The organism is Leisingera sp. NJS201 (assembly GCF_004535885.1).
Taxonomy (GTDB): Bacteria; Pseudomonadota; Alphaproteobacteria; order Rhodobacterales; family Rhodobacteraceae; genus Leisingera.
The window spans coordinates 2,177,967-2,204,565 of record NZ_CP038234.1; the positions used below are offsets into that span (position 1 = coordinate 2,177,967).

Below are 26,599 nucleotides of genomic sequence, written 5' to 3' on the forward strand. Positions count from 1 at the left end.
GCCAAGTGGCCCGTTTGCACCAGAAACGCCGGCAATTACGCCAGAAAAGCAAGAAATGTGAACTAAACCACTTAGTTTAGAATGGACATCTCCTATATCAGGCTTATCCATACGCGCGACTCCCGTTGTGAGCAGGCCCCGCCGTATTCTGGCTATGGCTCATTTTGCACCCGGGACCAGACAAGAAACAGGAAGACCCGATATGCGTATCATTCCGATGCTGACTGCAGTGGCTGTGACGGCCGGCCTCTATCTGGTGGTGATTGAGCGCGACGATCTGATGGCCTTCGCCCGGGGCGAGAATGCACCGGAGGCAGCCGAGGCCGAAACCGTCATTGATGACGGCCAGGCGCTGACCCAGGCCGCGGACACGCGCGTTGGCGTGGTGGCGCTGCAAAGCAAGGCGCGCACCATTGGCAGCGCGGTCATCCTGCGCGGCCAGACCCAAGCAATCCGCCAGGTCGAAGTCCGGGCCGAAATCACCTCGACTGTGATTTCCGAACCTCTGCGCAAAGGGTCGCATGTTAAGAAGGGCGACCTCTTGTGCGAGCTGGACCCCGGCACCCGCCCGGCCATGCTGCTGCAGGCGCAGGCCCAGCTGAAAGAAGCCCGGATCAACCTGACCGCCTCCTCTAAGCTGTCCCAGGGCGGATACGCTTCGGAAACCCGGCTGGCTTCCTCCGAGGCCGCAGAGCGGACGGCACTGGCTGCCGTGGCTACTGCAGAAAAAGAACTCAGCCATCTGACCATCACCGCGCCGTTTGACGGTCTGCTGGAAAGCGACACCGCCGAGCTGGGCAGCCTGCTGCAGCCTGGCAGCCTGTGCGGGACCGTGATCCAGCTCGACACCATCAAGCTGGTTGGCTACGTGCCCGAGGCCGAGGTGAACAAAGTGACCCTGGGCGCCACGGCCGGCGCCGAGCTGGCAACCGGCCAGCAGGTGCAAGGGGAAGTCACATTCCTCAGCCGCTCTGCCGACCCCAACACCCGCACGTTTGAGGTGGAAATCACCGTTCCCAACCCGGATCTGAGCATCCGTGACGGCCAAACGGCGGATATTGCGATTTCGTCGGCCGGCCGGCTTGCGCATAAGCTGCCGCAATCGGCGCTGACGCTGAACAACGAAGGCAAGCTGGGTGTTCGTGTTGTCGGTTCCGACAGCACCGTGGTATTCTACCCCGTGCAACTGCTCAGGGATGAGGCCGACGGCGTTTGGCTCGGCGGCCTGCCCGAAACCGCGGATGTGATCGTGGTGGGGCAGGATTTTGTGACCGAAGGCGTCGCCGTGGCGGCCACCTACCGGGAGACTGAACAGTGATTGGCATTGTCGATTGGGCTGCCGGCCGTGCCCGGATGGTCCTTGCCTTTATAGCAATCTCGCTGCTTGTCGGCGGCGTCGCCTATTCAATGCTGCCCAAAGAGGGCGAGCCGGACATCGAAATCCCCGCCCTGTTCATCTCGGTCCCCTTCCCCGGCATTTCCGCCGAAGATTCCGAATCCCTGATGGTCAAGGTGATGGAGACCGAGCTGGCCGATCTCGACGGGCTGGACAAGATGACCTCAACCGCCGCCGAGGGTTATGCCGGTGTGGCGCTGGAGTTTGATTTCGGCTGGGACAAGACCGCGATCATGGCCGACGTGCGCGACGCCATGGACAAGGCCGAGGCAGAGTTTCCCGAAGGCGCCGAGAAATACTCGATCACCGAGATCAACTTCTCGGAATTCCCGATTGTCATCGTGAACCTGACCGGCGCCGTTCCGGAACGCACGATGGCGCGCATTGCCAAAGACTTGCAGGACGATCTTGAAGCCTTGGACGCCGTGCTGGAAGCCGGGATCGCCGGCAACCGCGACGAAATGGTCGAGGTGCTGATCGACCCGCTGCGGCTGGAGGCCTATAACGTCACAGCACTTGAGCTGATCAATGTTGTCCAGAACAACAACCAGCTGATTGCGGCGGGTGAAGTGGAAACCGCACAGGGCACTTTTGCGGTCAAGATCCCCTCCTCGTTCGACGAAGTGAAGGATATCTATCAGCTGCCGGTCAAAACCAACGGCGACCGTGTGGTAACCCTTGGGGAGCTGGCGCAGATCAATTTCACCTTCGAGGACCGGGTCGGCACTGCCCGGTTCAACGGCGGCGACACCGTGGCGCTGCAGGTGGTCAAGCGCAAGGGCTACAACGTTATCGACACCGTCAACCTGGTGAAAGAGACGCTGGAAGCCTCCAAATCCAAATGGCCGCCGGAACTGCAGGCCGCGGTTGAAGTCGGCACCTCCAACGACCAAAGCCGCGTTGTCGGCTCGATGGTCAGCCAGCTTGAAGGCTCGGTTCTGACCGCCGTGGCGCTGGTGATGATCGTTGTTCTGTCCGCACTTGGCAGCCGCGCAGCACTGCTGGTCGGCTTTGCGATCCCGACCTCGTTCCTCTTGTGCTTTGCCTTCCTGGCGCTGATGGGCGTCACCATTTCCAACATGGTGATGTTCGGCCTGATCCTTGCCGTGGGCATGCTGGTGGATGGCGCCATTGTCATCGTGGAATACGCCGACAAACGCATTAAGGAAGGCACCGGCCCGATGCACGCCTATGTCGAGGCGGCGCAGCGGATGTTCTGGCCGGTGGTGTCTTCCACTGCGACCACGCTCTGTGCCTTTTTGCCCCTGCTGTTCTGGCCCGGTGTGCCCGGTGAATTCATGGGCATGCTGCCGGTCACCATGATCTTCGTGCTGTCCGCCTCGCTGGTGGTGGCGCTGATCTACCTGCCTGTCATGGGCGGCGTCACCGGCCGCATCAGCCGCACGTTTGAGGGCGCCTCCCGCGCCTTGCGCATGGTCGCGCCCTGGTGGCTGCGCGCCGCCTTGGTGCCGGTGGCCATGTGGGGCATGTTTGCAGGCGCCATGCAGATGCTGAACCCGTCCTACCTTCTGGGCGGCGGGGCCGGCGGATTGGGCGGCGTGCTGTTTGGCGGGCTGGTCTTTACGCTTGCGTCCTTTGCCGCCTCCATCACCCTGAGCGCGGTCAAGATCGAACGCGAGCAGAAAGAGGTTACCCCCGGTTACCACCACACGCCTTTCGGCCATGTGATCAAATTCATCGCCGGCAACCCGGTAATGCCCATCGTGACCATCGCCGTGGTGGCATTTTCCATCATGACGGTGTTCAAAACCTTTGGCGAAAACAACCTGGGCGTTGAATTCTTCGTGGATTCGGAACCGGAGCAAGCCACCGCCTACGTCCGCGCCCGCGGCAACATCTCGTTGCTGGAAAAGGACGAAATGGTCCGCGCCGCCGAAGACATCATCCTGCAGCACCACGCGGTGATCAACGTCTTTTCCTTTGCCGGCGACGGCGGCCTGAACACCGACAGCTCCGGTGCACAGCTGCCGCCAGACACCATCGGCCAGGTCCAGTTCGAAATCATCCCCTGGGAAGACCGCCCCACCGACAGCGAGCCGCTGGACGGCTGGTTCGGCGGATTGCTGAGCAAGTATCTGGGTTTTGAAAAAGAACTCATTGCCGAGGAATACGACGGCAACACGGTTCTGGATGAGCTGAACGCCGAAATGGTCAAGCTGCCCGGGTTCGAAGTTGAGGTCCGCGCTCTGGCGCAAGGTCCGGCCTCCGGCAAACCAGTGCACCTGCGCCTGCGCGGTGACGGCTGGGAGGATCTGACTTCTGCCACCCTGGCCGCACGGGAGCATTTTGAAAACACTCCCGGACTGATCCTGATCGAAGACAGCCTGCCGCTGCCCGGCATTGACTGGCAGATCGACGTCGATGTGACAAAGGCCGGCCGCTACGGCGCCGATGTGGCAACCGTTGGCGCGATGGTGCAGCTTGTGACACGCGGCGTGCTGCTGGGTGACATGCGGATGGACAGCTCGGACGAAGAAATCGACATCCGCGTCCGCCTGCCGGAGCAGGACCGGGTGCTGTCAACGCTCGATAACCTCAAGGTCCGCACTGCCGACGGGCTGGTGCCGCTGTCCAATTTCATCACCCGCCAGCCGGTGCCGAAACTGGCCCAGATCAACCGCATCGGCCAAGAGCGCTACTATGACGTGAAGGCCGACGTGGACGCGGGTCTGAGCAAGGCCGTGATCGAAGATCCGGATACCGGCGAAATGACCCGCTTGGCGCTGCTCAAGGACCTGCCCGAAGGCACGCAGGCTACCGGAGAAACCGTCGTCTCGCCCAACGGCAAGATCCTGCAGCTGGTCCAGCTGACGGGTGCCGAAAGCCTCGAGGCGCTGAAGGCAGCACTTGAGGATGGTGCCAGGATCAGCCCGGTGAACCCGAACGAGCGGATCGCCGTGATTACCGAGTGGCTGGAAAGCGACCCGCTGCCGCGCGGTATCGGCTGGGAATGGACCGGCGACCAGGAGGAGCAGGAGGAATCCGGCGCCTTCCTGTCCAAGGCGTTTGCCGGCGCGCTGGCGCTGATGTTCGTGATCCTGCTGGCCCAGTTCAACAGCTTCTACAACGCGGCGCTGGTGCTGCTGGCGGTGGTTCTGTCCACTACTGGCGTGCTGATCGGCATGATGGTGATGCAGCAGCCGTTCTCGATCATCATGACCGGAACCGGCATCGTGGCGCTGGCGGGGATTGTGGTGAACAACAACATCGTGCTGATCGACACCTATCAGGAGTTCGCCCAGCAGATGCCGCGGATCGAGGCGATCATCCGCACCGCCGAGGCGCGTATCCGCCCGGTGCTGCTGACCACCATCACCACGATGGCCGGCCTTACCCCGATGATGTTCGGCGTCAGCCTGGACTTCATCGACGGCGGCTACTCGATCGACAGCCCCACTGCGCTGTGGTGGAAACAGCTGGCAACCGCTGTGGTATTCGGCCTGGGCATCGCCACGGTACTGACCTTGGTGGTCACCCCCTCGCTGCTGGCCATCCGGGTGTGGTTCGCCACCTACATGCGCGCCTTGGGCCGGGCGCTGTCGCGGATCACCCGCGGCCGCTCCAGCCGCATCGCGCAGGACTCGCGCCTGTTCAAAAAGGCGCGCCAGCTGCCGACAACGGAAATCCAGTGGGTCGAAAACGAGGCCCCCGAAACGCTTGAAGCCCCAGCGGAGGAGGGAGAACCCGAACCGCCCGCACCGCAGGGCCGCCTGCGCGCAGCCGAATAACCGGCCGCAAAAAAAGCCCCGCTCCGGCGGGGCTTTTCTTTGCAGCAGCCGGGGCGCGCCCAGCCATTGCCTGGATCAGTCGGTAAAGGTGTATTCACCCAGATCACACAGATCGAGACCAAAGTCTTCTGCTTCGGATCCATCATCAAAGCTGCCGCGGATGTCGTAGACGCAGGTGGTTGCACCGTCGGCAATCACCACACCGATCTCATAACCAGGCGCCAGATAGCCGCCATCCATCAGATTGTCTTCCCAATCGCTGGAAGACGCCGGGGATACATTGAACTCAACCAAATCGGCGCTGCTGTCATTGATCAGCAGGAATTCCAGGTCCTCGGCAAAGGCAGGAGCCTGAAAAGCCAGGAGGGCAGCCGCGGCGGCGGCAGGTAGAAGGGTCTTCATCTGATTATCCTTTCGATCAGGTCAGCCGGCGCCCGTGCCGCTGATCCCGGAATGACAGCACTTTAGGTACGTCGCTTTGCCGGTCAATGGGGAAAGCTGCATACGGCTTCCCCTGCGTAAACTTCTGCCTGGCAAGACCCCGGCGCTGTTCACGGTTCCGCAGGAAAGTTATGCATATTCTGCCGGTAGACGAGGATAAGTCCCGGAAGGCAGCACATGGCACGGCAACTTGATCTCCGGAAAGGGTTCGCCTGGGCCGCGGCCCTGTTGTTTCTCACCGCCGGCACCTGTCCCGGACAACCGGATGCGCGCGGGCTGCAGCCATCCGCGGTCATAGCTCCGGACGGCAAGGAGGCCCGCTCGACAGCGCTGATCATCACCGGCGCCGAAGGCTGGAGCAAAGAGCTGGCCGCCCGGGCGCAGCGCCTGTCGGACATGCATACCCTGGTTATCGGCGTGGACGGGCGGGCGCTGCTGTCGCAGGCGGGCGGGGATTGTGCTGCTGCCGCACCGCTTTTGTCCGGCCTTGCCCGCCGCACCCAGCAGCAGCTGGGCGCCCTGGCCCGCACTCCGGTTCTGTCCGGCTATGGCGAGGGCGCGGCCATCGCCCTCCACGCCGCAGGCGCCGCACCCATCAGCTTCAAGGGGCTGGTCACCGTGCGCTTCGACGTGTCCCCTGTGCTTTGCGCAGGCAATGCGCTGACAGACGCACAGGCGGGAAAAGCCCCGGTGCGATGGTTGGACATCGCGCCGCCGGGAACCGTCTCCGCCGCCAGCGGTATTGCCGGCGCCACTGTGGTCGATCCAAAATCCGATCCGCGCCGCGCGTTTTATCAAAGCTACCTGCGCCTTGCTGGCACCGATCACGCCTTTGACACGCAGACCGCCGCCGCAGGCTCCGGCTTGGACGGTCTGCCTCTTACTATTCACCAGGATGCGGATGCGCCTGCCAGCGGCACCTACGCCATCTTTCTGTCCGGCGACGGCGGCTGGGCCAATTTTGACGAACAGGTGTCCGACCGGCTGGCAGCACAGGGCATTCCGGTGGCCGGCATCTCCAGCCTGCGTTACATGTGGCAGGAGAAACGCCCGGAACAGATCGCCGCGGATCTTGTCCGCATAGACGCGCATTACCGCACTGTTTTCGGGCGGGACAAGGTGCTGCTTCTGGGGTTCTCGCTTGGCGCCAACACCCTGCCCTTCGCCGCCGCTGAGCTGCCGGAGCGTTTCCGGGCACGGCTGGCAGGTGTCGGCCTGATTGCACCGGAGACGCACACCGGTTTTGAAATCGTTGTGGGCGGGTGGCTGGGCCGGAAGACCGGCTCGGTTGAGGTGGCCCCGGCCATTGACGCCTTGGCCGCCAGCCTGCCGCCTGCGCGGATTTTATGCCTGTATGGCCGCAATGAGACCGTCAGCGCCTGCCCGGCTTCCAGCCTGCCTGGGCGGCAGCAGGTGGTATTTGAGGGCGGCCACCATCTAGGTCATAACCACGCCCGCATCGTTCGCACCCTTTCAGTACTTGCCGGGACTGGCAACTAGGCGCCGGATTGGCCCGGTCTGCTGCGGTTTGGCCAATGGAACAGTTGCAGCCAGGCTTCCATCGGAAAGCGTCTGCTTAGGTCATGTTGACAAATGGCGGAACCATAGGCGGATTGACGTGATGTCGATGAAACCCAGAAAACTCTCAGCAGTTTTGTCATAACGGGTTGCGACACGGCGCGCGTTCTTGAGCTTGTTGAAGCACCGTTCGACCATATTGCGCAGCCGGTAAAGCGTATGATCCACTCCAACACGCATCTTGCGGGTCTTTCGCATCGGGATTTGCGGCTGGATAATGCGCTCGTTCATGTTTTCCCGAATGCGATCAGCGTCATATCCACGATCTGCCAGCAGCACTTTCGGCTCGGGCAGGTTGTCAGCCATGACAAGATCAAAGCCAAGGTAATCTGACGTTTGCCCCGGCGTGATCTCGGTTCTCATTGGCAACCCGTGCGCGTTGACGCGGAGGTGGATCTTGGTCGAAAACCCACCTCTTGAGCGGCCAAAACCCAGTTCCGGAGTCCCCCTTTTGCGCCAGCGGCTTGGTGGTGCGCGCGGATCACGGTGCTATCAACCATTTGCAGGGCGTCGGGGACGGCTCTGCTCTGGTTCAGGGCATCCAGGATATCCTCCCAAAGCCCTGCCAGGGTCCAGCGCCTGAACTGGCGGTAAACGCTGGACCATTTGCCGAACTCCTCAGGTAGGTCCCGCCACGGGGACCCGGTTCTGGATATCCAGAAAATCCCATCCAGAACAAGGCGGTGGTTGGCCGGTTTGCGCCCGATTGCAGCGCGGATAGCGAGGATGAAGTGTTCAAAAAACGCCCATTCCTCATCCGTCATCAGATCTCGTGCCAAGCTGGTCTCCATCGAAGATACCAGCTTGAATCATGCCTGCGGTCCGTTGTGAATCCCTTTTGTCAACACCGCCTAGCTGCTGAAATCCCCTCCCTCCCGCAGTTCACAAAATCTTATTTCTTACATGTCAGAGATGGGTAAATGCGGACCACCTCCCGCTTTGCGTGTTTTCTTGTTGAGGAAATGAAATGTCATTACGATCGCAAATCCTGGCACTTATCGCTATCCCATTCATCGCGCTCGCCGGTATCGGAAGCTTTAAGGCTCTGTCGGATTGGGACCGTTACCAAAGTGCGCAATCCTCGCGGTCTCAGACCAGCGAATCCGTTGCATTGATGAAGGTCATCCACTTCCTGCAGGTTGAGCGCGGCCTGTCCGCAGTTTATCTGTCCTCGGACAACCAATCCGGTGCAGCTGACCTGAACAGCACCAGAGCCGAAGTGGACGGGGCGGCGCAAAATGTGCCGCAGACAGCAGCCTCCACGCTGAAGCATTTGGAACAGCTTGCCGCGCTGCGTGACTCCGTCACCGCTCAAACATTGACACCAGGTCAGATGGGCGCGCGCTATTCCGCAATGATTGCCAGCCTTTTGCGGGATGCCAGCGCGCTGCTGCTGCAAATGAAGAACGCAGAAGTGGTGCAATACAGCGCCGGCCTGGTCAGCCTGGCCTACGCCAAGGAAGCTGCAGGCCAGCAACGGGCTGCGGGGGCATCCGGCTTTGGCGAGGGCAGTTTCAATTTGAACCTCTACCGATGGTTCACCGAAACCGCAGCAGTGGAGAAACAGCTTCTCGACATCGCAAACTTTGCCTTTGACGGGTTGATGCCGGAGCTGGGTATCCGTGGGGGCCTGGAGGCAACCGGGCTGCCCGGCATCCGCACCGAAGTTCTGGATGCAGGCCCGGGCAACCCGGCACCAGTGTATACGTCGCAAAACTGGTTTGACCGGGCAACCCGCTGGGTCAGCTCTCTCAGGGATGTGGAAAACACTGTTACCGGTGCAATGATTGCCCTCACAGTTGAGGAAGCAAGCAATGCCCGCCAGGCGCTGATCCTCACCCTGGTTGCGGTCGCCGCGTCGCTGGTTGTCAGCGGCACCATCGGTCTGCGCCTGATCATGGCCTTCACCAAACAGTTCGGCGCCCTGCAGGCCGACCTGGATAGACTCTCCCGCAAGGAGTTTGATTTTGAGCCGGCATATCTGCAGTCCAAGACCGAAGTCGGCAAACTCAGCCGCGCAATGGAACAAACCCGAGCTGCGCTGGCGGAAGGCGAAGACAAACTCGCCTCCATCGAGGCCAGCCGCATTGCCGACCGCGGTGCCGTCGTCGGCAAGCTTGAAGACAATCTCGCCCGCCTCTCCAACCGCGATCTCGAATGCACCATCGTCGAGGCGTTCCCGGAAGAATATGATCAGCTGCGCCAAAGCTTCAACACCACAGTATCAACGCTGAAGGAAACCATCACACAGGTGATCTCGGCCACCAGCAGCATCCACAACGGCGCAACCGAAATCAGCACCGCCTCGGATGATTTGTCGAACCGCACAGAAAGCCAGGCCGCCACGCTGGAAGAAACCGCTGCCGCGCTGGAACAGCTGACCTCTTCGGTAAAATCCTCAGCCGAGGGTGCCCGCGACGTCGAGAACACGATGCAGGAAGCCCGCCAGGAGGCCGAAGGCAGCAGCGAAGTGGTGCGAAACGCGGTTGCCGCAATGAACGAGATCGAGCAGTCGTCGGTCAAGATCTCACAGATCATCTCGGTCATCGACGATATCGCTTTCCAGACCAATCTTCTGGCCCTGAATGCAGGTGTCGAGGCCGCCCGAGCCGGGGAAGCCGGCAAGGGTTTTGCCGTTGTCGCTTCCGAAGTCCGGGCTTTGGCTCAGCGCTCTGCTGATGCGGCAACCGAAATCAAGACACTGATCGGCGACAGCTCCAAACATGTGAAACAAGGGGTCGATCTGGTTGGTGAAACCGGCGTGGCGCTGACCAGCATCGTGGACCGCGTCAACACTGTTTCGGAACTGGTGTCCAACATTGCCGAAGGCGCTGCCGAGCAGTCGACCGGCCTGAGCGAGATCAACACCGGCGTCAGTCAGCTGGATCAAGTCACCCAGCAAAATGCCGCCATGGTGGAAGAAGCTACCGCTGCCGGCCACTTGCTGCACACCGATGCGGGTAAGCTGGCAGAGGTTGTGGCTCAATTCAAAATTGCCGGACTGGCCGCCCCGGCCGCGCCCAGCACATTCGCAGACACGGCGCCGGCAGGTCCCAGCGCACATGGTGAAGATATCGAATTCGATTCAGCAGTTCCGATGCCTGCCAAAGCAGCAAACGCAAGCTGGGACGATTTCTAGGTCCGGTTTTACACTGCACGAAACAGGAAAGGCCGGTTGCTGAACCGGCCTTTTTCCATGAGCGATTTGCCTTCGCTGCCCTGTCCGCAGCTTGCCGTCAGGCCGTGTCCTTTTCCGCCTGCTGGCGCTGCCACAGCCGGGCATAGCGGCCATCCTGCGCCAGCAGTTCGTCATGCGTGCCGGTCTCGGAAATTTCCCCCTGTTCCAGCACCACAATCCGGTCTGCTTCAGCAATGGTTGACAGGCGGTGGGCAATGGTGATCACCGTGCGCCCCTGCCCGGCCCGCGCCAGCGCTTCCTTGATCTCCTGCTCTGTGTCGGTGTCCAGCGCCGAGGTTGCCTCGTCCAGCAGCAGCACCGGCGGGTTCTTCAGCAATGTGCGGGCAATGCCAACCCGCTGCTTTTCGCCGCCCGACAGTTTCAGTCCGCGCTCACCGACCTGGGTGCCGTAACCCTCTGGCAGGGCTGCGATGAAGTCATGGATTTGCGCGTCGCGCGCCGCTTGCTCCACGTCGGCCTGAGTGGCCCCGTCGCGGCCATAGGCGATGTTGTAACGGATCGTGTCGTTGAACAGCACGGTGTCCTGCGGCACCACACCAATCGCGTGGTGCAGGCTTTTCTGACTTACATCCCGCACGTCTTGCCCGTCGATCTTCAGCGCGCCGCCGGTGACGTCGTAAAAGCGGAACAACAGCCGTCCGATGGTCGATTTTCCTGATCCGGTAGAGCCGACAATCGCCACCGTCTGCCCTGGCTCTGCCTCCAGCGAGACACCTTTCAGGATCTCCCGCCCGGCATCATAGGAGAACCGCACATCCTCCAGCGTGATCCGGCCGCCATTGACCTGCAGCTCGCCAACTCCGGGAAGGTCGCTCACATCAGCCGGTTGCTCCAGAAGATCGAACATCTCGCCCATGTCCACCAGGCTTTGGCGGATTTCGCGGTAGACAGTGCCAAGGAAGTTCAGCGGCACGGTGATCTGGATCATATAGGCGTTGACCATGACAAAATCGCCGACCGTCAGCGCCCCCCGCTCCACGCCGATCGCGGCCATGACCATGACACCGATAAGGCCCGCAGTGATAATCATACTCTGGCCGAAATTCAGGGCTGCCAGCGAATAGGCTGTTTTCAGCGCCGCCTGCGCATAGCCCCGCATCGCCCCGTCATAACGCGCCGCCTCGCGCTCTTCGGCGACGAAATACTTGACCGTCTCGTAGTTCAGCAGGCTGTCGATGGCTTTTTGATTGGCGTCGGTGTCCTGCTTGTTCATCTCGCGGCGCAGTTTCACCCGCCATTCGGTCACCGCAAAGGTGAACCAGACATACAAAGCAATGGTGCCGGCCACGACCGCCAGATACCAAGCGTCGAACAGCACCGTCAAGATCACCGCCACCAGCGTCAGCTCCAGGATCAGCGGTCCGATGGAAAACAGCATGAACCGCAGCAGGAATTCGACGCCTTTCACCCCGCGCTCGATGATCCGGCTGAGGCCCCCGGTCTTGCGGGTGATGTGATAGCGCATCGACAACCGGTGGATATGGGTAAAGGTCTCCAGCGCCAAACGGCGCAAGGCGCGCTGCCCGACCGGAGCAAAGATTGCATCGCGCAGCTGTTGAAAGCCAGTGGTCAGGACCCGCGACATGCCATAGGCCACCGTCAGCCCGACGGCGCCCAAAGCCAGCGGCGGCACGCCCTCCCCGGCGAGGCTGTCGACCGCGTCCTTGTACAGCATCGGTGTGTAAACCGCGATCAGCTTGGCCAGGACCAGCACCGCAAGTGCCAGCACCACCCGGACCTTCACGGCGCGGTTATCCTTGGGCCACAGATACGGTCCCACCCTGCGCAAAGTGCGCAGGCCGGAGCGGCGTTCGTCTTCGGCGGTGTCGGCTTGCAACGGCACGGCGGCCTGGTCTGTCTGGGTCATGGCGGTTCCTGGCTTGACCCCTTCAGATATTCACCTGTTCACGGATTTGCGAGGGGCGGACAGGAAAAACGCGCCGCAGGGGCGCGGTTCTCTGGCGTTACTCCGGAACAGTAAAGACTTGCCCCGGATAAATCAGGTCGGGATTTCGGATCGCGCCGCGGTTGGCCTCAAAGACCCGGACATACAGAAAGCCGCTGCCGTATTTCTGCTGGGAAATGGCCCAGAGCGTATCGCCCTTCTGCACTGTTACCGCCTGAACCAATGGCACTGGCTGTTCCGGCGTTGCGTCGCCGCCCGGTTGCGGCAGCGCCTCGGGCGCTTCGCGTTTGAAGGGGGTTTCCAGACGGCTGACCACAGCGCCGGTTGCCGGTTCGACCTCGTCCAGGCGCAGGGTGTAAATGCCTGGCGCCACATCCTCCAGCCGGCCGCTCCAGCGCCCGTCTGCCGCGGCGCCCAGCTCGGCCACCGGCCGGTTGTCGACATAGACCCGTACCTGTGATTGCGGCTGCGCCCGTCCCGACAGCTCAACCCCGCCGCTGCCATTGTAGCTGATTGAATCCAATGCCACTTCGTCACCCAACCCTGGGTCAGCAGGAATTGCGGGCTGCACCACCTCGATGCCCTCCGCGTCAGCCCTCAGAACCGCCACAGCCTGCCCTGCGGTTGCGGTGTTCCGGGTTCGACGGCAAGCGCCGGATCTGCTGCAGACGGAGCCTCGGCTGCGGCATTGGCTGTTGCCTGCCCGGCGCTGGCAACATCATCGCCTGCGTCCGCCGTTCCTGCATCTGAGCTTGCGGGTTGATCCAGGGAGGCCGCTGGGGCTTCAGTCCCGGATTGTTCCACGAAGGCATTCTCTGCAGGGTCCAGGGTGGCAACTTGTTCCGGCGCAGGCGCTGTGACGTCTTGTTCCGCACCCGTTGCGCGCGAAGCCCCGGTTTCCGCGGCCTGCGCCGATTGGGCGGCCTCGCCCGCCGCCGCGACCGCAACCGGGCTGGCCGGCGCCAGAATAAAGGACGCCCCGGAGGCATTTTTCTGCCCTTCATATTCGGCCAGAAGCGACACCACCCGTGCATCGTTGCTTGGTGCGATCGAGGTCAGAGAGACGAATTCACCGCCCGCAGGCACTTCCAGTTGCTCCAGCACTTCGCCGTCCAGCAAGACCGAAATACGCACCCCCGCCTGGGCGCGCCCTGCAATCACTGCAGAACCCTCGTTGTCGACACGCACCAGGTCCAGTTCGGGGGCTTCCAGAACAAAAAGGCCTTCGTTGGCATCCGGCGCCAGCGGTGCTGCTTGACCGGTGCCCTGTACCTCGCCGCCAGGTTCGTCCAAGGCGATTTCTTCCGGCCGCGCCTCTGCTCCGGCAGTTTGATCCGAGGATGTTTCGGTTTCAGTTCCGGCCGTTTCCGGCTGGCCTTCAGAAACCGCTGTTTCAGCAAGTTCCTCTGCCGCAGCCGCCTCCGGTTCCGGACCTGCCTCCGGATCCGCAACCGTCAAGGCCGCTGCCGGCGCACCTGTTTCAGCCTCAGCTCCGCCGGTGTCTGGAACAACAGCCGCAGTTTCAGCTTTGGTTTGTGCCCGGTTCTGCAGCGGCTGACCGGATTCATCGCCATCCCCTAAAAACGCACCGCTCCCGTTTGCCGCCTGGCTGCCCGCCTGCCCGTCCGCCGTCCCGCCGCCTGGCTGGCCGCTGCCGAACACCCCAAGCTGGAACAGCACCACGCCGCCCAGCACCACGGCCACGCCGGCAATACCGCCAATTGTGAGGCCCCCAGGCCCCCGCTTCCAGATGCTTCCGCCATTTCGATCCCTTCGGCATTTGCGGAATGTTGCCTTCCGCTTAGTTGAGCAAACCTACCAATCCCGCTATCACGGGTCAAAACACCAATTGCGTTTCACTTTGAAATTCCACGGAAAGGCTGGCCGATGAGCATCAAATCCGTCTGTGTCTATTGCGGCTCCCGTGCCGGAGCGCTGCCCGATTATACCCAAGCCGCACAGGATCTTGGCACTGCACTGGCTGAAAACGGGATGCGGCTGGTCTATGGCGCCGGCGATGTCGGACTGATGGGAGAGGTCGCACGCGCCGCCCAGGCGGCGGGCGGCGAAACCTTTGGCGTGATCCCCGGCCACCTGGAAAAGCGCGAAGTCGGCAAATCCGATCTCAGCACCTATGTTGTCACCGAGACCATGCATGAACGTAAAAAGGTCATGCTGTGGAACGCCGATGCGGTGGTGGTTCTGCCCGGCGGCGCCGGGTCGCTGGATGAATTGTTCGAGGCGCTCACCTGGCGCCAGCTGGGCCTGCACGGCAAGCCCATCGTAATCCTGAACACCGCTGGTTACTGGGACAAGCTGCGCGACCTGCTGGACCATATCGTCGGCCAGGGCTTTGCCGGTCAGGACACCGCGGACTATCTGATCTGGGCTGACACCCCGGTGGCAGCCATTGCCGCCCTGCGCGACGCCCGCTCCTGACGCAGGGCCGAGAACGAGAACACCGCAACCGCGCTCCAGATCAGCGCAAAGGCGGCGCTGTGCCAAGGGGTGAACGGTTCGGCAAAGACCAGCACCGCCACCAGGAACTGCAACGTCGGGTTCAGGTACTGCAACACCCCCACTGTCCCCAGCCGCACCCGTTTGGCGGCATAGCTGAACAGGATCAGCGGCAGCCCGGTCAGGATGCCGGAGAACGCCAGCATCACAGCGGTCGAAGTGCCGTCCAGAAAACCTGCGCCGCCGGTGAACCAGATCACCGCCAGCGCCACTGGCAGGATCAGCAGCACTTCGGCGGTGACAGACACCACCGGACCCAGCAAAATCTGTTTCTTCGCAACGCCATAAAGGGCAAAGCTGATCGCCAGCACCAGCGGGATCAGGGGCGCTGCCCTCAGCCCGAAGGACAGCACCGCAACCGCCAGCGCCGCCAGCCCGACAGCCGCGACCTGCGCCCGGCTCAGCTGTTCGCCGAAGACCAGCCGCCCCAGCAGTACGCTCAGCAACGGAAAGATATAGTACCCCAGGCTCGCCTCGGTGGCGTAACCGGTCTGCACTGAAGAGATGAACACAAACCAGTTGAGCGAGATCATCGCCGTAGCGAGAACCAGAAACAATGTGCTCCGCCTGCTGGTGAAAGCTGCCGTTAAGGCGCCGATCCGGCCCTGAAACAGCAGCACGCCGGCAAAAAACAGAAATGACCACAAAGCCCGGTGCGACAGAACCTGCTCCGGCGGCACATGCGACAGAGCATTGTAGTAGATCCCCGACAGCCCCCAGACCACGCAGGCCGAGACCATTGCCAGTATGCCCTTGGCTGCCTCTGTCATCACCGTTCCCCGTTCCGGCGGGCCGTGCGCAATACGCGCCAGCCGCCGGTCCAAACAAGAAACGCCCGGTCGGGTGACCGGGCGCTCCAGAATTCATGCCGCTCAGGACTTACATCCGCGAGGCGACGTTTTCCCAGTTCACCAGATTGTCCAGGAAGTTGGTCAGGTAAGCCGGACGCTTGTTGCGGAAATCAATGTAATAGGAGTGTTCCCACACATCGCAGCCCAGCAACGCGGTCTGGTTGAAGCACAGCGGATTGACGCCGTTTTCGGTTTTGGTCACTGCCAGCGACCCGTCGGCGTTCTTAACCAGCCAGGCCCAGCCGGAACCGAACTGGCCGGCGCCTGCTGCGGAGAACTGCGACTTGAACTCGTCAACCGAGCCGAACGACTCAACCATCGCCTTTTCCAGTTCGCCCGGCATTGCGCTGGCGCCCGGGCCCATCATTTCCCAGAACTGGTTGTGGTTCCACAGTTGCGAAATGTTGTTGAAGATACCGTTCTGGGCAACAGAACCGGCGTCATAGGTGCCTTTAATGATCTCTTCCAGCGACTTGCCGTCCCACTCGGTGCCGGCAATCAGCTTGTTGCCGTTATCGACATACGCCTTGTGGTGCAGGTCGTGGTGGTATTCCAGGGTCTCGGCCGACATGCCTTTGGCAGCCAGGGCGTCGTGTGCATAAGGAAGATCGGGAAGTTCAAAAGCCATTTGGGCCCCTGTAAAAAAGATTGCGTTCCTGCGCAGATACATGCTGTGCGCGCGCTATCAGGTCAAGAGCCAAGGCCCCATTTCCGCGCAAGGTCTATGTGCAAAAAGATTATGCCCGGCCGGCGCGGTGCCGGTCTCAGCCTTTCTTGACTATGCACTTGCCCTTGCCGCGCGGCGCGTTGTCAAAACCAGTGATAACGCCCCGGATCGACAGGGAGTTCTGCTTCATGTTGAGCACGGCAGAATACAACCCATCAACTTTGGTTCTGGCATTACTGACTGGAATATCGCTCACGCGCCAGTCCAGATTATAGGATGTTTCACTGCGCTTTACGACAGTTGCCGGGATCGGTTCACCGACCAACTCGTGGATGTAACCGTCGTATACCTTTGCCGTTTCAGACTGCTCATCCCACATGATGAACACCCGCGGAGCTATCCAGCCATTGCTTGTGAATACCTTTATCTCGCAGTCATATGTGGTGGTGCCTTTACTTCCCGCTGCTGCGCCGGACGCCGCTGCCAGCACAATGGATGCAGCCGTTAGATATCGTTTCATTCAGATGGGTCCAATTTTGATGCAGCGCAGTGATGCAAGGATACCGGTTTCAATGCAATGGCAATCTGCAGTTGTACCGCCTGAACAGAGAAATCCGCCAAGTCAGTACACGCGCTTAGTTCCATCCAATGTGGTTCTGGGCCAGCCGTGACAAAGACGGCTCCCGGCGGCAGGTTCCCGAACCGCGCGGCGGCTGTTTTGTACCGCTTGTTCGGGTCGATTGAATGCTCATCTTCAGGTTGGCGGTGTTCAGAACGGCCCTGAAGCGCGGCTTTGCCTGCCCGCTGTCCGTCAGTACGGCAAGCCCCGGCAGCGACCAGCTGATCGCATAAGTTGTCTCGCTGCGTTGCGAAACCTTAGCTGCAACAGACACACCAAACGCCGCATCAGTGACCTTTGCAGTGGTGAAATCATCGGAAAAATGCACGGTAATCCGGCCGGGAACCCAAGTGACGCCGGAAATCGGTTTCAGATTGCAACGAAAGCTGGTTTCCGCCAGAGCGCCCGCCCCGGTCAGCGTCAGAACCAGTGCTAAAATATTACATGCCGGCAGACTCATCGGCCGCTCCCTGAAACATCGTTAATAAACCTCCCCCACGCCAGAGAAGGGTAATAAATTCAAACAGATGCAATCGAAACAAAAAGCGAGCTTCCTGGCAAGCCAGAATAAAAAAGGTGCCCTGGAAAGGTCTCCGGGGCACCGTAAATGACGCGCGATGGCGTCACAAGCAAAAAGCGAGTGAAAACTTTAGTAAACACCCACCTTGGACTGCGGATGCGACGCTGTGCTTAGCAGTTTGAATACATATTCACCAACCGAGCGGAAGCAGACGATATAAAAGCTGCCGTCCTCGTTCAGCCAGAAGGCGCCTGCCACCTGCGCCAGGCGCGAGCGGCGGAACCGGCCTGCCTTGAATGCAGCTGCGTCAAAGTCCACCGGGCTCACTTTGCCCAGCACCTCGCGCGCGCCTTCGCCCGACACGCGGAAGAAGGCACGGGCGTCAGAGACATTCGCCGCCAGCGCATGTTCGCCTTTCAGAGCCTCTGCCACTTCGGCGGTTTTGGCAACGGCATCCTCATAGGGCACCAGCAGCAGCAGCTCGTCCGGCGACATCCAGGCAGCGGCACCGTTTTCGGCAACCGTGATAGCCCCCCGGGCTGGAACTTCGGCGCCGGTGGCGGCCTTGACAGCCGCCTTCAGAACCGATGACTCCAGATCGCCGCGCAGGGTGATCATGCCCTGCAGGCCTGCGTCCTCGACCTTGGCCAGGCCGGAGAACTGCGCGCCGTTCAGTACGGAAACAGCCTTAGACATTCTGCTTTTCTCCTTCCTTGTCGTAGAAGACCGGATCAACGATCTTGGCCTTGTAGGTCTTGCCGTCAGTGCCCGGGAATTCAACCACTTCGCCCATCCGCTTGGTGCCGTGCTTGATCAGGCCCATTGCGATACCGCGGCCCAGAGTCGCGGAATGATAGGTTGAGGTCACCCGGCCGATCATGTTGCGCTGGCCGTTGGCGTTGACGCCTTCACCCAATGCATAGGCGCCGTCGGGCAGCACCGAACCGTCCACGGTTTCCAGGCCAACCAGCTGCCAGCGGTCCGGATCCGCCATGTGGGAGCGCAGCTGCGCGCGCTTGCCCAGATAGTCTTCCTTCTTCTTCGACAGCGCCCAATGCAGACCCAGATCCTGCGGGATCACGGTGCCATCGGTCTCGTCGCCGATCATGATGAAGCCTTTTTCGGCGCGCAGGATGTGCAGGGTCTCGGTGCCGTAAGGCATGACGCCGAATTCCTTGCCTGCTTCCATCAGCGCATCCCAGAACGCCTGGCCCTCCGAGGCCGCAACCGCGATCTCATAAGACAGCTCGCCCGAGAAGGAGATCCGGTAAGCGCGGGCATCAAAGCCGCCGATCTGACCGTCGCGCCATTCCATGAACGGCAGCGCCTCTTTCGACAGATCCATACCGCCGCCCGCTGCTGCGTTCAGCTTTTCCAGCACCTTGCGGGCGTTGGGGCCGACCACGGCGACCTGGGCGTACTGCTCGGTCACATTGGCAACATAGACTTTCCAGTCCCACCATTCGGTCTGCAGCCATTCTTCCATGTGGCCATGGATGCTTTCGGCGCCGCCGGTGGTGGTGTGGCACAGGAAGGTGTCCTCGTCGATGCGGGCAACAACGCCGTCGTCGATCAGGAAACCGTTCTCCGAGCACATCAGGCCATAGCGGCATTTGCCGACCTTCAGCGTGGACATCATGTTGGTATAGAGCATGTCCAGGAACTTGCCCGCATCCGGCCCTTTGACAATCAGCTTGCCCAGGGTCGAGGCATCCAGCAGGCCGAGGTTTTCGCGGGTGTTCTTCACCTCGCGGTTCACCGCAGCATGACGGTCCTCACCGGGTTGGGTGATGGCAAACGGGCGGCGCCACTGGCCAACCGGTTCCCAATCCGCACCGTTCTTGTCCATCCAGTCATAGATCGGCGTCTTGCGCACCGGCTGGAAGATCTCGGCCCGTGCTTCCCCGCGATCGCACCGATCGAGATCGGGTGGTACGGCGGACGGAAGGTGGTGGTGCCCACCGACGGGATTTCCGAGTTCAGCGCGTCCGCAAGGATCGCCAGACCGTTGATGTTGGACAATTTGCCCTGGTCGGTCGCCATGCCCAGTGTGGTGTAACGCTTGGTGTGCTCGACGCTTTCATAGCCTTCGCGCGCAGCCAGCTGCACGTCGGAGACCTTGACGTCGTTCTGATAGTCCAGCCAGGACTTCATGCGCAGTTTGATGTCCGCTTTGGCCGGCATCAGCCAGACCGCTTCCATCTGCGCCTCATTCTCAGAGACACCCTTGGCAGCCGCCACGGATTTCGCCGGGAAGCCGGCAGCCTCAGCCGCTTTGGCGCCAGCCGCAGCCGCGTCTTCCAGCAGCGCGCCCAGGCCGAATTCGCCATTTGCGGCACCGGCCGGAACCACAAAGCCGTTGCCGTCATGGCCCAGCGGCGGACGCGAGGCATCGGGGCGGAAGTTGGCGTTTTTGTCGTCCCAAGTCAGCTTGCCGCCGCAGTGGGACCACAGATGGACCACCGGCGACCAGCCGCCGGACATGGCAACTGCGTCTGCTTCGACGTCTTCGCGGGCGCCGCCTTCACCGTTCTGGGCGCAGATGGAGACCTGAGTCACGCATTTGCCGTCCTTCACCTTGGCAATGGCACGGCCCAGCTCAACCCGGATACCCTTCTCGCGAACAGCTTCCATCAGTTCGCCGCCGCCGGTTTCGCGGGTGTCGATCACGCGGACCACTTCAACGCCGGCTTCATGCAGCACCAATGCGGTGCGGTAGGCGTCGTCGTTGTTGGTGGCAACCACCACCTTCTGGCCGGGGTTCACACCCCAGTTCACCACATAGTCACGCATCGAACCGGCCAGCATCACGCCCGGCACATCGTTGCCCGCAAAGGACAGCGGCCGTTCAATAGCGCCGGTTGCGGTGACGATCTGGCCGGCACGGACCCGCCACAGACGGTGGCGCGGACCGCCCTGGCCCGGTGCGTGGTCGGTCAGACGCTCATAACCCAGGGCATAGCCGTGGTCATAGACGCCGGACCCCATGCAGCGGTCGCGGAGTGTGACGTTGTCCATCGCATCCAGCTCGGCCAGGGTCTTGGCGATCCAGGCGTCGGGGCTTCACCGTCGATGGTGCCGCCGTCGACCGGCGCGCGGCCGCCCCAATGGTTGTTCTGCTCCATCACCAGTACCTTGGCACCGGTGGCCGCAGCCGCCTTGGCCGCCTGCAGGCCGGCAACGCCGCCGCCAATGACCAGCACATCCGCAAAGAAGTAGAAATGCTCGTAGGTGTCGGCATCCTTCAGCTCGGCGTCAGGCGCATTGCCCAGACCGGCGGATTTGCGGATGATCGGCTCATAGACATGTTTCCACAGCGGACGCGGGTGGATGAACATCTTGTAATAAAAGCCAGCCGTCAGGAACCGCGACAGCTTGTTGTTGATCGACAGAACGTCGAACTCCAGGCTGGGCCAGTGGTTCTGCGAATTCGCCGACAGCCCCGAGAACAGCTCGGTGGTGGTGGCGCGCTGGTTCGGCTCGTAACGGTCACCGGTGCCCAGCTGCATCAGCGCATTGGGTTCTTCCGAACCGGATGCGACAACGCCGCGCGGGCGGTGGTATTTGAACGAGCGGCCCATCATCACCTGGCCGTTGGCCAAAAGAGCGGAGGCCAATGTATCGCCGGCAAAGCCCTTCATGGTTTTGCCGTTGAAGGTGAAGGCGATCTGTTTGGAGCGGTCGATCAGCCGGCCGTGCTTGGCAAGACGCGTGCTCATGTGCGCAGACCTTTCAAAAGAAAAGCGGGTGTTTCAGTCAGGCGGCGGATCATTTCTGACCATCCGAGAATTCGCGCCAGGTCCACCCGGGGCGTTTTGCGGTGATCTTGTCCATGATCTCCTGCGTCGGCACAGAGGTCTGGGCCGTGTAGGTGCCAAAGACCTCCAGCGTCATGGTGCAGCGGGCGGCATGGAACCACTTGCCGCAGCCATTGGCATGGCGCCAGCGTTCAAAGTGAACGCCTTTGGGGTTTTCGCGCATGAACAGATAGTCATGGAACTCATCATCCGAGGAGCCGGGACCAAAGCGCTTCAGATGCGCTTCGCCGCCCGCGGCCAGTTCGGTTTCTTCGGCTTTGACACCGCAATAAGGGCATTCAAGGATCAGCATTGTGCGGACCTCTCCAACTGGGGGCCAAGGATTTTCAAAAATCCTTGGCAAAATTCTTCGAAGAATTTTGCGACGGCGCGCGGCATCAGTGTGCCACACCCGCAGCGACGCTCTCGTCGATGAACTTGCCTTCTTTGAAGCGCATCATCGAGAACTCCTCGGTCAGCGGCGAATGGCCGGTGGCCATCAGTTCCGCCATCGCCCAGCCCGAGCCCGGGATCGACTTAAAGCCGCCGGTGCCCCAGCCGCAGTTGACAAAGCAGTTCTGCACAGGCGTTTTCGAGATGATCGGCGAGCGGTCGCCGGTCACATCCACAATGCCGCCCCACTGGCGCAGCATCTTGAGGCGCGACACCATCGGGAAGGTTTCGACCAGGGCCCGCACGGTTTCCTCGATATGGTGGAAAGAGCCGCGCTGGGTGTAGTTGTTGAACCCGTCAGTGCCGCCGCCGATCACCATCTCGCCCTTGTCGGACTGGGACATGTAGCCGTGCACGGTGTTGGCCATCACAACCACATCCATGCAGGGTTTGATCGGCTCAGACACCATCGCCTGCAAGGCAACAGATTCCATCGGCAGACGGAAACCCGCCCGTTCGGCCAGAACCGAAGCATTACCCGCCACGATCATGCCGATCTTGTCGCAGTCAATCGCGCCCTTGGTGGTGTCGACACCCACGGTGCGGCCGTTCTCGGTGCGCACACCGGTGACTTCACATTGCTGGATGATGTCCATGCCCATGTCGGAACAGGCCCGCGCATAGCCCCAGGCCACCGCATCGTGACGGGCGGTGCCGCCGCGTTCCTGCCACAAGCCGCCCAGAACCGGGTAACGGGGGCCGTGCAAGTTGATGATCGGCACCAGTTCCTTGACCCGCTCAGGGGTGATCCACTCAGTCGGGACACCCTGCTGCAGGTTGGCATGCGCGGTGCGTTTGTAGCCACGGATCTCATGCTCGGTCTGGGCCAGCATGATCACCCCGCGCGGGCTGAACATCACGTTGTAGTTCAGGTCCTGCGACATCGTCTCATACAGGCTGCGCGCCTTTTCATAGATCGCAGCGGACGGGTCCTGCAGGTAGTTCGAGCGGATGATGGTGGTGTTCCGGCCGGTGTTACCGCCGCCCAGCCAGCCTTTCTCGATAATTGCGACATTGGTAATGCCGAAATTCTTGCCCAGGTAATAGGCAGTGGCAAGGCCATGCCCGCCCGCCCCGACGATGACAACATCATAATGGCGTTTGGGTTCAGGCGAGCGCCAGGCGCGCTCCCATCCGGTGTGATAGCGCAGGGCTTCCCGCGCGACGGCAAAAGCTGAATAGCGTTTCATGAGCGAATCCGATGGTTCGTGTCTGGTAGCGGGTATGCCTGAAATGCATAACAGACCAGTGCCGTTTATCGCCCTGTTTCTGCGTTATTGCGACATAAGAAACGGTCGCAATCCGACCCGAGGCGTCCGGGCGCGGCAGTTTGGCTCTTTTGTTCACCCGCCTCCGCATATAGATGCAACCCAAACTTCGGAGACGGCATGATTTTCTGGACAGTCACCGCCCTTATCGCGTTCTCGGCAGCCTTTCTGCTGGCCATGATCCTTATTCGCGCCCGCAACACCGGCGAACCCGCCGCGGCTTATGACCTGCGCGTCTACCGCCAGCAACTGCGCGAGGTGGACAAGGATCTGGCCCGCGGCGTCATCAATGCAGGCGACGCCGACCGCATCCGCACCGAGATTTCCCGCCGCATCCTGGCCGCCGACACGCAGCTGCAGCAGGCGCAATCAGGACGCTCGCAGCCAAAAACCCTGTCGCTGGTCTTTGGCATAGCAACAGCGCTGCTGATCACCGGCGGCACCCTGGGCATCTACTGGCAGCTGGGCGCGCCGGGCTATGGCGACCTGGGCCTGAAGGACCGTATCCAGCTGGCAGGCCAACGCGCCGAAAACCGCCCGTCCCAGGCAGAGGCCGAGGCTGAGGTGCCCGCCCTGCCCAAGCCGCAGGTCGAAGAAGGATACGTCACACTGGTGGAGCAGCTGCGCAAGACTGCTAATGAACGCGCGGACGACGCTCAGGGCCAGGCCCTTCTGGCCCAGCACGAGGCGAACCTTGGCAATTTCCAGGCTGCCTATGCTGCCAAAACCAGTTACATCCGGCTGGCTGAGGGGCAGGTCAATGCCCGCGACTTCACCGAACTGGCCGAGTTGAAGATCATGGCCGCCGGCGGCTATGTCTCTCCCGAGGCCCAGACCGACCTGCAGAAAGCACGCGCCATTGATCCCGCACACGGGCCCGCCCGTTATTACTGGGGTCTGATGCTGGGCCAGATCGGCCGTCCGGACCTGGCTTACCGCGAATGGGCCGCAACCCTGCGGGCAGGCCCGGCAGACGCCCCCTGGATCAAAGGCATCCAGGGCCAGATCGAGGAAATGGCCTTCCGCGCCGGGGTTGAATACCGCCCGATTGCGCCCGGCGGCAGCACTACCCCCGCCCTGCCCGGCCCCAGCGCCGAGGATATGGCCGGCGCCAGCGAGCTGAGCGCTGAAGACCGGCAGGAGATGATCCGCGGCATGGTCACCCGCCTGTCGGACCGTTTGGCAACCGAAGGCGGCTCGGCCGAAGAATGGGCCCGGCTCATCGGCGCCCTTTCGGTCCTTGGCGACACCGACCGCGCCCGCACGATTTATGGCGAGGCCCGCGACGCCTTTGCCGCCGACCAGGAAGCCCTGGCCCTGCTGGAAACCATCGCTGCACAGGCAGGGCTTGCAGAATGATCCACGATGTTTTCGAAGATTTCGCCGCCGCTCTGCCGCCGATGCACGCGCTGATGGGGCTGGACCTTGGCACCAAGACCATCGGCGTTGCCGTTTCCGACCGCATCGGCGCCGTTGCCACACCGCTGGAAACTGTAAAGCGCAAGAAGTTCACACTGGACGCCGCCCGCCTTTTGGAAATCATCACGATGCGCGACATCAGCGGTATCGTCCTTGGCCTGCCCCGCAACATGGACGGCACCGAGGGCCCCCGCTGCCAATCCACCCGCTCCTTCGCCCGCAACCTGGGCCGGCTCACCGAACTTCCTATTGGTTTCTGGGACGAACGCCTCAGCACCGTTGCGGCAGAAAAAGCGCTTCTTGAGGCAGATACGACACGCAAACGCCGCGCAGAGGTTATCGACCATGTCGCGGCCTCCTATATTCTTCAGGGTGCATTGGACCGGATGCGGCATTTGAAGAACGGGTGAATGATGACTGACGACGTATGGAAACGGGACGAGATCCAAAGCCCCTGCATCAAGATCTGCGTCGTCCACCCGGAATCGCGCATCTGCACCGGTTGCTACCGCTCTATTGACGAGATCCGCGACTGGTCCAAGATGAGCAACGAGGAACGCGCCGGCATCATGAACGACCTGCCGGAACGCGCCAGCAAACTGGTCAAGCGCCGCGGCGGCCGCGGCGCGAGATTAAAGCGCAGCTAAGCATGTCGCTCAAAAGCGGGAACCGGTTTTGAGCTTCTCGGACATGCGTAGTCTAAAAATCAACGCGGCGCGCGGCGGGGTAAGGCTCTGTAAATCATGCGGAATAAGCACTGACCCAATGTTTCGCGCGCGAAACATTCAGGCAGAATTACTGACCTATTCGAAAAGCCTGCACTTTAGCCAACCCAGACTAATTTACCATAAAAACCAATGTGCTACCAAGACACGCCATCAAATCAGAGGGCGAGCGCCTGCCCGTGGGATGGTGCTTCAAAGATTGGGTACTGCCGCTTTATCCCTGCAAAGCAAATCCCCGGCTGAAATGCCGAACCGCCCTCTAAAAAGCGCCAGCCCGCCGGGACGGGCAGTCGCTCGCCCGGCGCCTACGGCTTGTTCCGGGCGAGAAAAGCAAATTGCCTCACGTTACTTAAGTTCCAGAAATTCGGCGCAGAGGTCATATGCTTTTACCCTGCGCTCCAAATCGCTAACACCTAATTGCAATTCGTGGTAACGAAGAAGAGAAGCCTCTACGACAAGTTCAACGTCAGTAGAAATCCGAGTTTTTGTCAGCTCTTCAATTTGCTCTAAAGAAACCTCTCCACGCTCCAAGAGAGGGCCAAACTTGTACATAAGCTCAGCAGCCTGCTGACATTCATACTCACTTGCAGACGCAACAGACGAAATAGCCGCGCAAACAATCGCCAATAAATACTTTTCCATAGAAACTCCGAAATCTCTGCAGGCAGATCAATGGCGGAAACTTGAAGACGCCTACCCCTCGGCCAGCCACCCCTTGGTCCAATCCGCCAGCTCAGGACGGAAATAGGCGATCATGCGGCCCTCTTCCGGCGCGGATGCCCCCTCACTCCAAGGCGCAACCCCATGCAGACACAACCGGTGCATCAGATAAGACTCACCGGGCTTGGCATGCACTGTGATCCGCGGGCAGGTCTCGAACACCTCGGCACGCGCAGCCGTGTAGGCGTCGGTCACATCCACATCCGCCCAGTCCTCAGGCGATAACCCCTCAAACGCGGCAGCAAAGGCGCGGCGCATGATGTGGTGGCTGCCCTCCCAGATCACCAAGGGCGCGGCATCGGGGCTGCTTTCATTCAGCGGTATTCCCAGCACCCAGGCATGCGGCTCCTCCACCTTGCGGCGGCGGTGCTCGCCAAACATTTTCACCCCGTCCACATGCGCCGCATCACGTTTGATGCGGTAGCGGAAGGCAGCATCGCCCTCGCCCGGACGCGGGCGCGGATAACCTGGAAAGACCGAAGACACCTGCGCCCGGTGCAGATCCGAGATGGGGCCGAGGTGCTGCGTGATGAACTCCACCGGCGCGCCAGCCAGCGGCGGCCCGTCCGGCAACCGCCCGGAGGCATCATTCGGCAACGCATCGACCCCAATGAACCATGTCCCTTCGCACTGGAACCACTCAGCGCAGGCCGGGTCGTCCAGCGACCGGATGCCATGCTGCAACGCATCAGCAGCCCAGGCGGCCACTTGGCGGTCCTGAGCGAAGCGCACCCAGCCCTTGTCCTGAAACTGTTCGAATTGCCTGTTCATTGC

Annotated in this window: 22 protein-coding genes and 1 pseudogene; 8 read left to right on the forward strand and 15 right to left on the reverse strand. The window is 61.4% G+C overall.

The genetic code is table 11. The features are described from left to right. Positions 1–202 precede the first annotated feature (202 nt). Entirely contained in the window at positions 203–1,318 is a 1,116-nt protein-coding gene (locus tag ETW23_RS10750; RefSeq protein WP_134829982.1) for an efflux RND transporter periplasmic adaptor subunit, read from the forward strand. After that, on the forward strand, positions 1,315–5,145 hold the full coding sequence (locus tag ETW23_RS10755; RefSeq protein ID WP_134829983.1) for an efflux RND transporter permease subunit: 3,831 nt from the start codon (positions 1,315–1,317) through the stop codon (positions 5,143–5,145). Before ETW23_RS10750 ends, ETW23_RS10755 begins: the two co-directional genes overlap by 4 nt. 75 nt (positions 5,146–5,220) lie before the next feature. On the opposite strand, the gene ETW23_RS10760 is transcribed toward ETW23_RS10755, so the two are convergent. After that, positions 5,221–5,547, reverse strand: coding sequence for a hypothetical protein (locus ETW23_RS10760; RefSeq protein WP_129371082.1), 327 nt, complete (start codon positions 5,545–5,547; stop codon positions 5,221–5,223). Between the two features lie 216 nt (positions 5,548–5,763). Between ETW23_RS10760 and ETW23_RS10765 the strand changes: the two genes are divergently transcribed. Next, entirely contained in the window at positions 5,764–7,086 is a 1,323-nt protein-coding gene (locus ETW23_RS10765) for an AcvB/VirJ family lysyl-phosphatidylglycerol hydrolase (protein WP_134829984.1), read from the forward strand. A gap of 81 nt (positions 7,087–7,167) precedes the next feature. Here the strand turns inward: ETW23_RS10765 and ETW23_RS10770 are convergent. Then, positions 7,168–7,955 (reverse strand): IS5 family transposase gene (locus ETW23_RS10770; RefSeq protein ID WP_134829985.1). Its coding sequence is split into 2 segments (ribosomal slippage): positions 7,168–7,619 and positions 7,619–7,955, totalling 789 coding nucleotides; the frame shifts between segments, so codons are not numbered across the junction. A gap of 176 nt (positions 7,956–8,131) precedes the next feature. Here ETW23_RS10770 and ETW23_RS10775 point away from each other — a divergent pair. Next, positions 8,132–10,303 (forward strand): methyl-accepting chemotaxis protein, encoded by a 2,172-nt coding sequence (locus ETW23_RS10775; RefSeq protein WP_134829986.1) that lies wholly within the window; start codon positions 8,132–8,134, stop codon positions 10,301–10,303. A gap of 97 nt (positions 10,304–10,400) precedes the next feature. Here ETW23_RS10775 and ETW23_RS10780 read toward each other — a convergent pair whose 3' ends face one another. From ETW23_RS10780 to ETW23_RS10785, 3 genes are all read right to left on the reverse strand, one after another. Further along, positions 10,401–12,230 carry an ABC transporter ATP-binding protein/permease gene (locus ETW23_RS10780; RefSeq protein WP_134829987.1) on the reverse strand — a complete coding sequence of 610 codons (1,830 nt, stop codon included), beginning with the start codon at positions 12,228–12,230 and terminating at the stop codon, positions 10,401–10,403. Positions 12,231–12,327: 97 nt separating this feature from the next. Further along, positions 12,328–12,879 carry a LysM peptidoglycan-binding domain-containing protein gene (locus ETW23_RS25920; protein WP_254695192.1) on the reverse strand — a complete coding sequence of 184 codons (552 nt, stop codon included), beginning with the start codon at positions 12,877–12,879 and terminating at the stop codon, positions 12,328–12,330. Beyond that, a complete protein-coding gene (locus tag ETW23_RS10785) occupies positions 12,867–13,973 on the reverse strand; it encodes a hypothetical protein (protein WP_254695193.1) in 1,107 nt (368 codons plus the stop codon). The genes ETW23_RS25920 and ETW23_RS10785 overlap by 13 nt, the downstream gene beginning before the upstream one ends. Before the next feature lie 183 nt (positions 13,974–14,156). Here ETW23_RS10785 and ETW23_RS10790 point away from each other — a divergent pair, with 183 nt between their 5' ends. Next, positions 14,157–14,708: a TIGR00730 family Rossman fold protein gene (locus tag ETW23_RS10790; protein WP_134829988.1), complete on the forward strand. Its 552-nt coding sequence runs from the start codon at positions 14,157–14,159 to the stop codon at positions 14,706–14,708. Here the strand turns inward: ETW23_RS10790 and rarD are convergent. The 8 genes and pseudogenes from rarD to ETW23_RS10830 all read right to left on the reverse strand — a co-directional run bounded on the left by rarD (position 14,645) and on the right by ETW23_RS10830 (position 22,883). Beyond that, positions 14,645–15,556 carry an EamA family transporter RarD gene (gene rarD, locus ETW23_RS10795; protein ID WP_134829989.1) on the reverse strand — a complete coding sequence of 304 codons (912 nt, stop codon included), beginning with the start codon at positions 15,554–15,556 and terminating at the stop codon, positions 14,645–14,647. The two genes, ETW23_RS10790 and rarD, sit on opposite strands and share 64 nt — an antisense overlap. Positions 15,557–15,665: 109 nt before the next feature. Continuing rightward, positions 15,666–16,265: a superoxide dismutase gene (locus ETW23_RS10800; RefSeq protein ID WP_134829990.1), complete on the reverse strand. Its 600-nt coding sequence runs from the start codon at positions 16,263–16,265 to the stop codon at positions 15,666–15,668. 136 nt (positions 16,266–16,401) lie between these two features. Continuing rightward, on the reverse strand, positions 16,402–16,824 hold the full coding sequence (locus ETW23_RS10805; protein ID WP_134829991.1) for a hypothetical protein: 423 nt from the start codon (positions 16,822–16,824) through the stop codon (positions 16,402–16,404). A gap of 115 nt (positions 16,825–16,939) precedes the next feature. Beyond that, positions 16,940–17,383: a hypothetical protein gene (locus ETW23_RS10810; RefSeq protein ID WP_134829992.1), complete on the reverse strand. Its 444-nt coding sequence runs from the start codon at positions 17,381–17,383 to the stop codon at positions 16,940–16,942. Between the two features lie 189 nt (positions 17,384–17,572). Beyond that, positions 17,573–18,139: a sarcosine oxidase subunit gamma gene (locus ETW23_RS10815; RefSeq protein ID WP_134829993.1), complete on the reverse strand. Its 567-nt coding sequence runs from the start codon at positions 18,137–18,139 to the stop codon at positions 17,573–17,575. Beyond that, positions 18,132–21,162: pseudogene (locus tag ETW23_RS10820) on the reverse strand (sarcosine oxidase subunit alpha family protein). The gene ETW23_RS10815 and the pseudogene ETW23_RS10820 overlap by 8 nt, the downstream one beginning before the upstream one ends. A 49-nt stretch (positions 21,163–21,211) precedes the next feature. Beyond that, the gene (locus ETW23_RS10825) at positions 21,212–21,553 is read right to left on the reverse strand and encodes a sarcosine oxidase subunit delta (RefSeq protein WP_024089839.1); all 342 of its coding nucleotides are present in this window, start codon (positions 21,551–21,553) and stop codon (positions 21,212–21,214) included. An 85-nt stretch (positions 21,554–21,638) separates the two neighbouring features. After that, the gene (locus tag ETW23_RS10830; protein WP_129371094.1) at positions 21,639–22,883 is read right to left on the reverse strand and encodes a sarcosine oxidase subunit beta family protein; all 1,245 of its coding nucleotides are present in this window, start codon (positions 22,881–22,883) and stop codon (positions 21,639–21,641) included. Between the two features lie 198 nt (positions 22,884–23,081). On the opposite strand from ETW23_RS10830, the gene ccmI reads away from it, so the two are divergent. Genes ccmI through ETW23_RS10845 form a run of 3 tightly spaced genes read left to right on the forward strand, consistent with a single transcriptional unit; the run spans position 23,082 to position 25,027 of the window. Continuing rightward, positions 23,082–24,320 (forward strand): c-type cytochrome biogenesis protein CcmI, encoded by a 1,239-nt coding sequence (gene ccmI / locus ETW23_RS10835; protein WP_134829994.1) that lies wholly within the window; start codon positions 23,082–23,084, stop codon positions 24,318–24,320. Then, complete coding sequence (gene ruvX, locus ETW23_RS10840) at positions 24,317–24,790, forward strand: Holliday junction resolvase RuvX (protein ID WP_134829995.1); 474 nt, start codon at positions 24,317–24,319, stop codon at positions 24,788–24,790. Before ccmI ends, ruvX begins: the two co-directional genes overlap by 4 nt. Positions 24,791–24,793: 3 nt before the next feature. Beyond that, a complete protein-coding gene (locus ETW23_RS10845) occupies positions 24,794–25,027 on the forward strand; it encodes a DUF1289 domain-containing protein (RefSeq protein WP_129371097.1) in 234 nt (77 codons plus the stop codon). Positions 25,028–25,450: 423 nt separating this feature from the next. Here the strand turns inward: ETW23_RS10845 and ETW23_RS10850 are convergent, their stop codons facing one another. Then, positions 25,451–25,747, reverse strand: a complete 297-nt coding sequence (locus tag ETW23_RS10850; protein WP_129371098.1) for a hypothetical protein — start codon at positions 25,745–25,747, stop codon at positions 25,451–25,453. Positions 25,748–25,798: 51 nt separating this feature from the next. After that, positions 25,799–26,596, reverse strand: a complete 798-nt coding sequence (locus ETW23_RS10855) for a hypothetical protein (protein WP_129371099.1) — start codon at positions 26,594–26,596, stop codon at positions 25,799–25,801. Positions 26,597–26,599 lie beyond the last annotated feature (3 nt).

What these genes read in the sequence shown, in the direction of transcription:
- ETW23_RS10750 (WP_134829982.1), top strand. Translation starts at nt 203, where the DNA reads ATGCGTATCATTCCGATGCTGACTGCAGTGGCTGTGACGGCCGGCCTC.
- ETW23_RS10760 (WP_129371082.1), bottom strand. Translation starts at nt 5,547, where the DNA reads ATGAAGACCCTTCTACCTGCCGCCGCCGCGGCTGCCCTCCTGGCTTTT.
- ETW23_RS10765 (WP_134829984.1), top strand. Translation starts at nt 5,764, where the DNA reads ATGGCACGGCAACTTGATCTCCGGAAAGGGTTCGCCTGGGCCGCGGCC.
- ETW23_RS10775 (WP_134829986.1), top strand. Translation starts at nt 8,132, where the DNA reads ATGTCATTACGATCGCAAATCCTGGCACTTATCGCTATCCCATTCATC.
- ETW23_RS10780 (WP_134829987.1), bottom strand. Translation starts at nt 12,230, where the DNA reads ATGACCCAGACAGACCAGGCCGCCGTGCCGTTGCAAGCCGACACCGCC.
- ETW23_RS10790 (WP_134829988.1), top strand. Translation starts at nt 14,157, where the DNA reads ATGAGCATCAAATCCGTCTGTGTCTATTGCGGCTCCCGTGCCGGAGCG.
- rarD (WP_134829989.1), bottom strand. Translation starts at nt 15,556, where the DNA reads ATGACAGAGGCAGCCAAGGGCATACTGGCAATGGTCTCGGCCTGCGTG.
- ETW23_RS10800 (WP_134829990.1), bottom strand. Translation starts at nt 16,265, where the DNA reads ATGGCTTTTGAACTTCCCGATCTTCCTTATGCACACGACGCCCTGGCT.
- ETW23_RS10805 (WP_134829991.1), bottom strand. Translation starts at nt 16,824, where the DNA reads ATGAAACGATATCTAACGGCTGCATCCATTGTGCTGGCAGCGGCGTCC.
- ETW23_RS10810 (WP_134829992.1), bottom strand. Translation starts at nt 17,383, where the DNA reads ATGAGTCTGCCGGCATGTAATATTTTAGCACTGGTTCTGACGCTGACC.
- ETW23_RS10815 (WP_134829993.1), bottom strand. Translation starts at nt 18,139, where the DNA reads ATGTCTAAGGCTGTTTCCGTACTGAACGGCGCGCAGTTCTCCGGCCTG.
- ETW23_RS10825 (WP_024089839.1), bottom strand. Translation starts at nt 21,553, where the DNA reads ATGCTGATCCTTGAATGCCCTTATTGCGGTGTCAAAGCCGAAGAAACC.
- ETW23_RS10830 (WP_129371094.1), bottom strand. Translation starts at nt 22,883, where the DNA reads ATGAAACGCTATTCAGCTTTTGCCGTCGCGCGGGAAGCCCTGCGCTAT.
- ccmI (WP_134829994.1), top strand. Translation starts at nt 23,082, where the DNA reads ATGATTTTCTGGACAGTCACCGCCCTTATCGCGTTCTCGGCAGCCTTT.
- ruvX (WP_134829995.1), top strand. Translation starts at nt 24,317, where the DNA reads ATGATCCACGATGTTTTCGAAGATTTCGCCGCCGCTCTGCCGCCGATG.
- ETW23_RS10845 (WP_129371097.1), top strand. Translation starts at nt 24,794, where the DNA reads ATGACTGACGACGTATGGAAACGGGACGAGATCCAAAGCCCCTGCATC.
- ETW23_RS10850 (WP_129371098.1), bottom strand. Translation starts at nt 25,747, where the DNA reads ATGGAAAAGTATTTATTGGCGATTGTTTGCGCGGCTATTTCGTCTGTT.
- ETW23_RS10855 (WP_129371099.1), bottom strand. Translation starts at nt 26,596, where the DNA reads ATGAACAGGCAATTCGAACAGTTTCAGGACAAGGGCTGGGTGCGCTTC.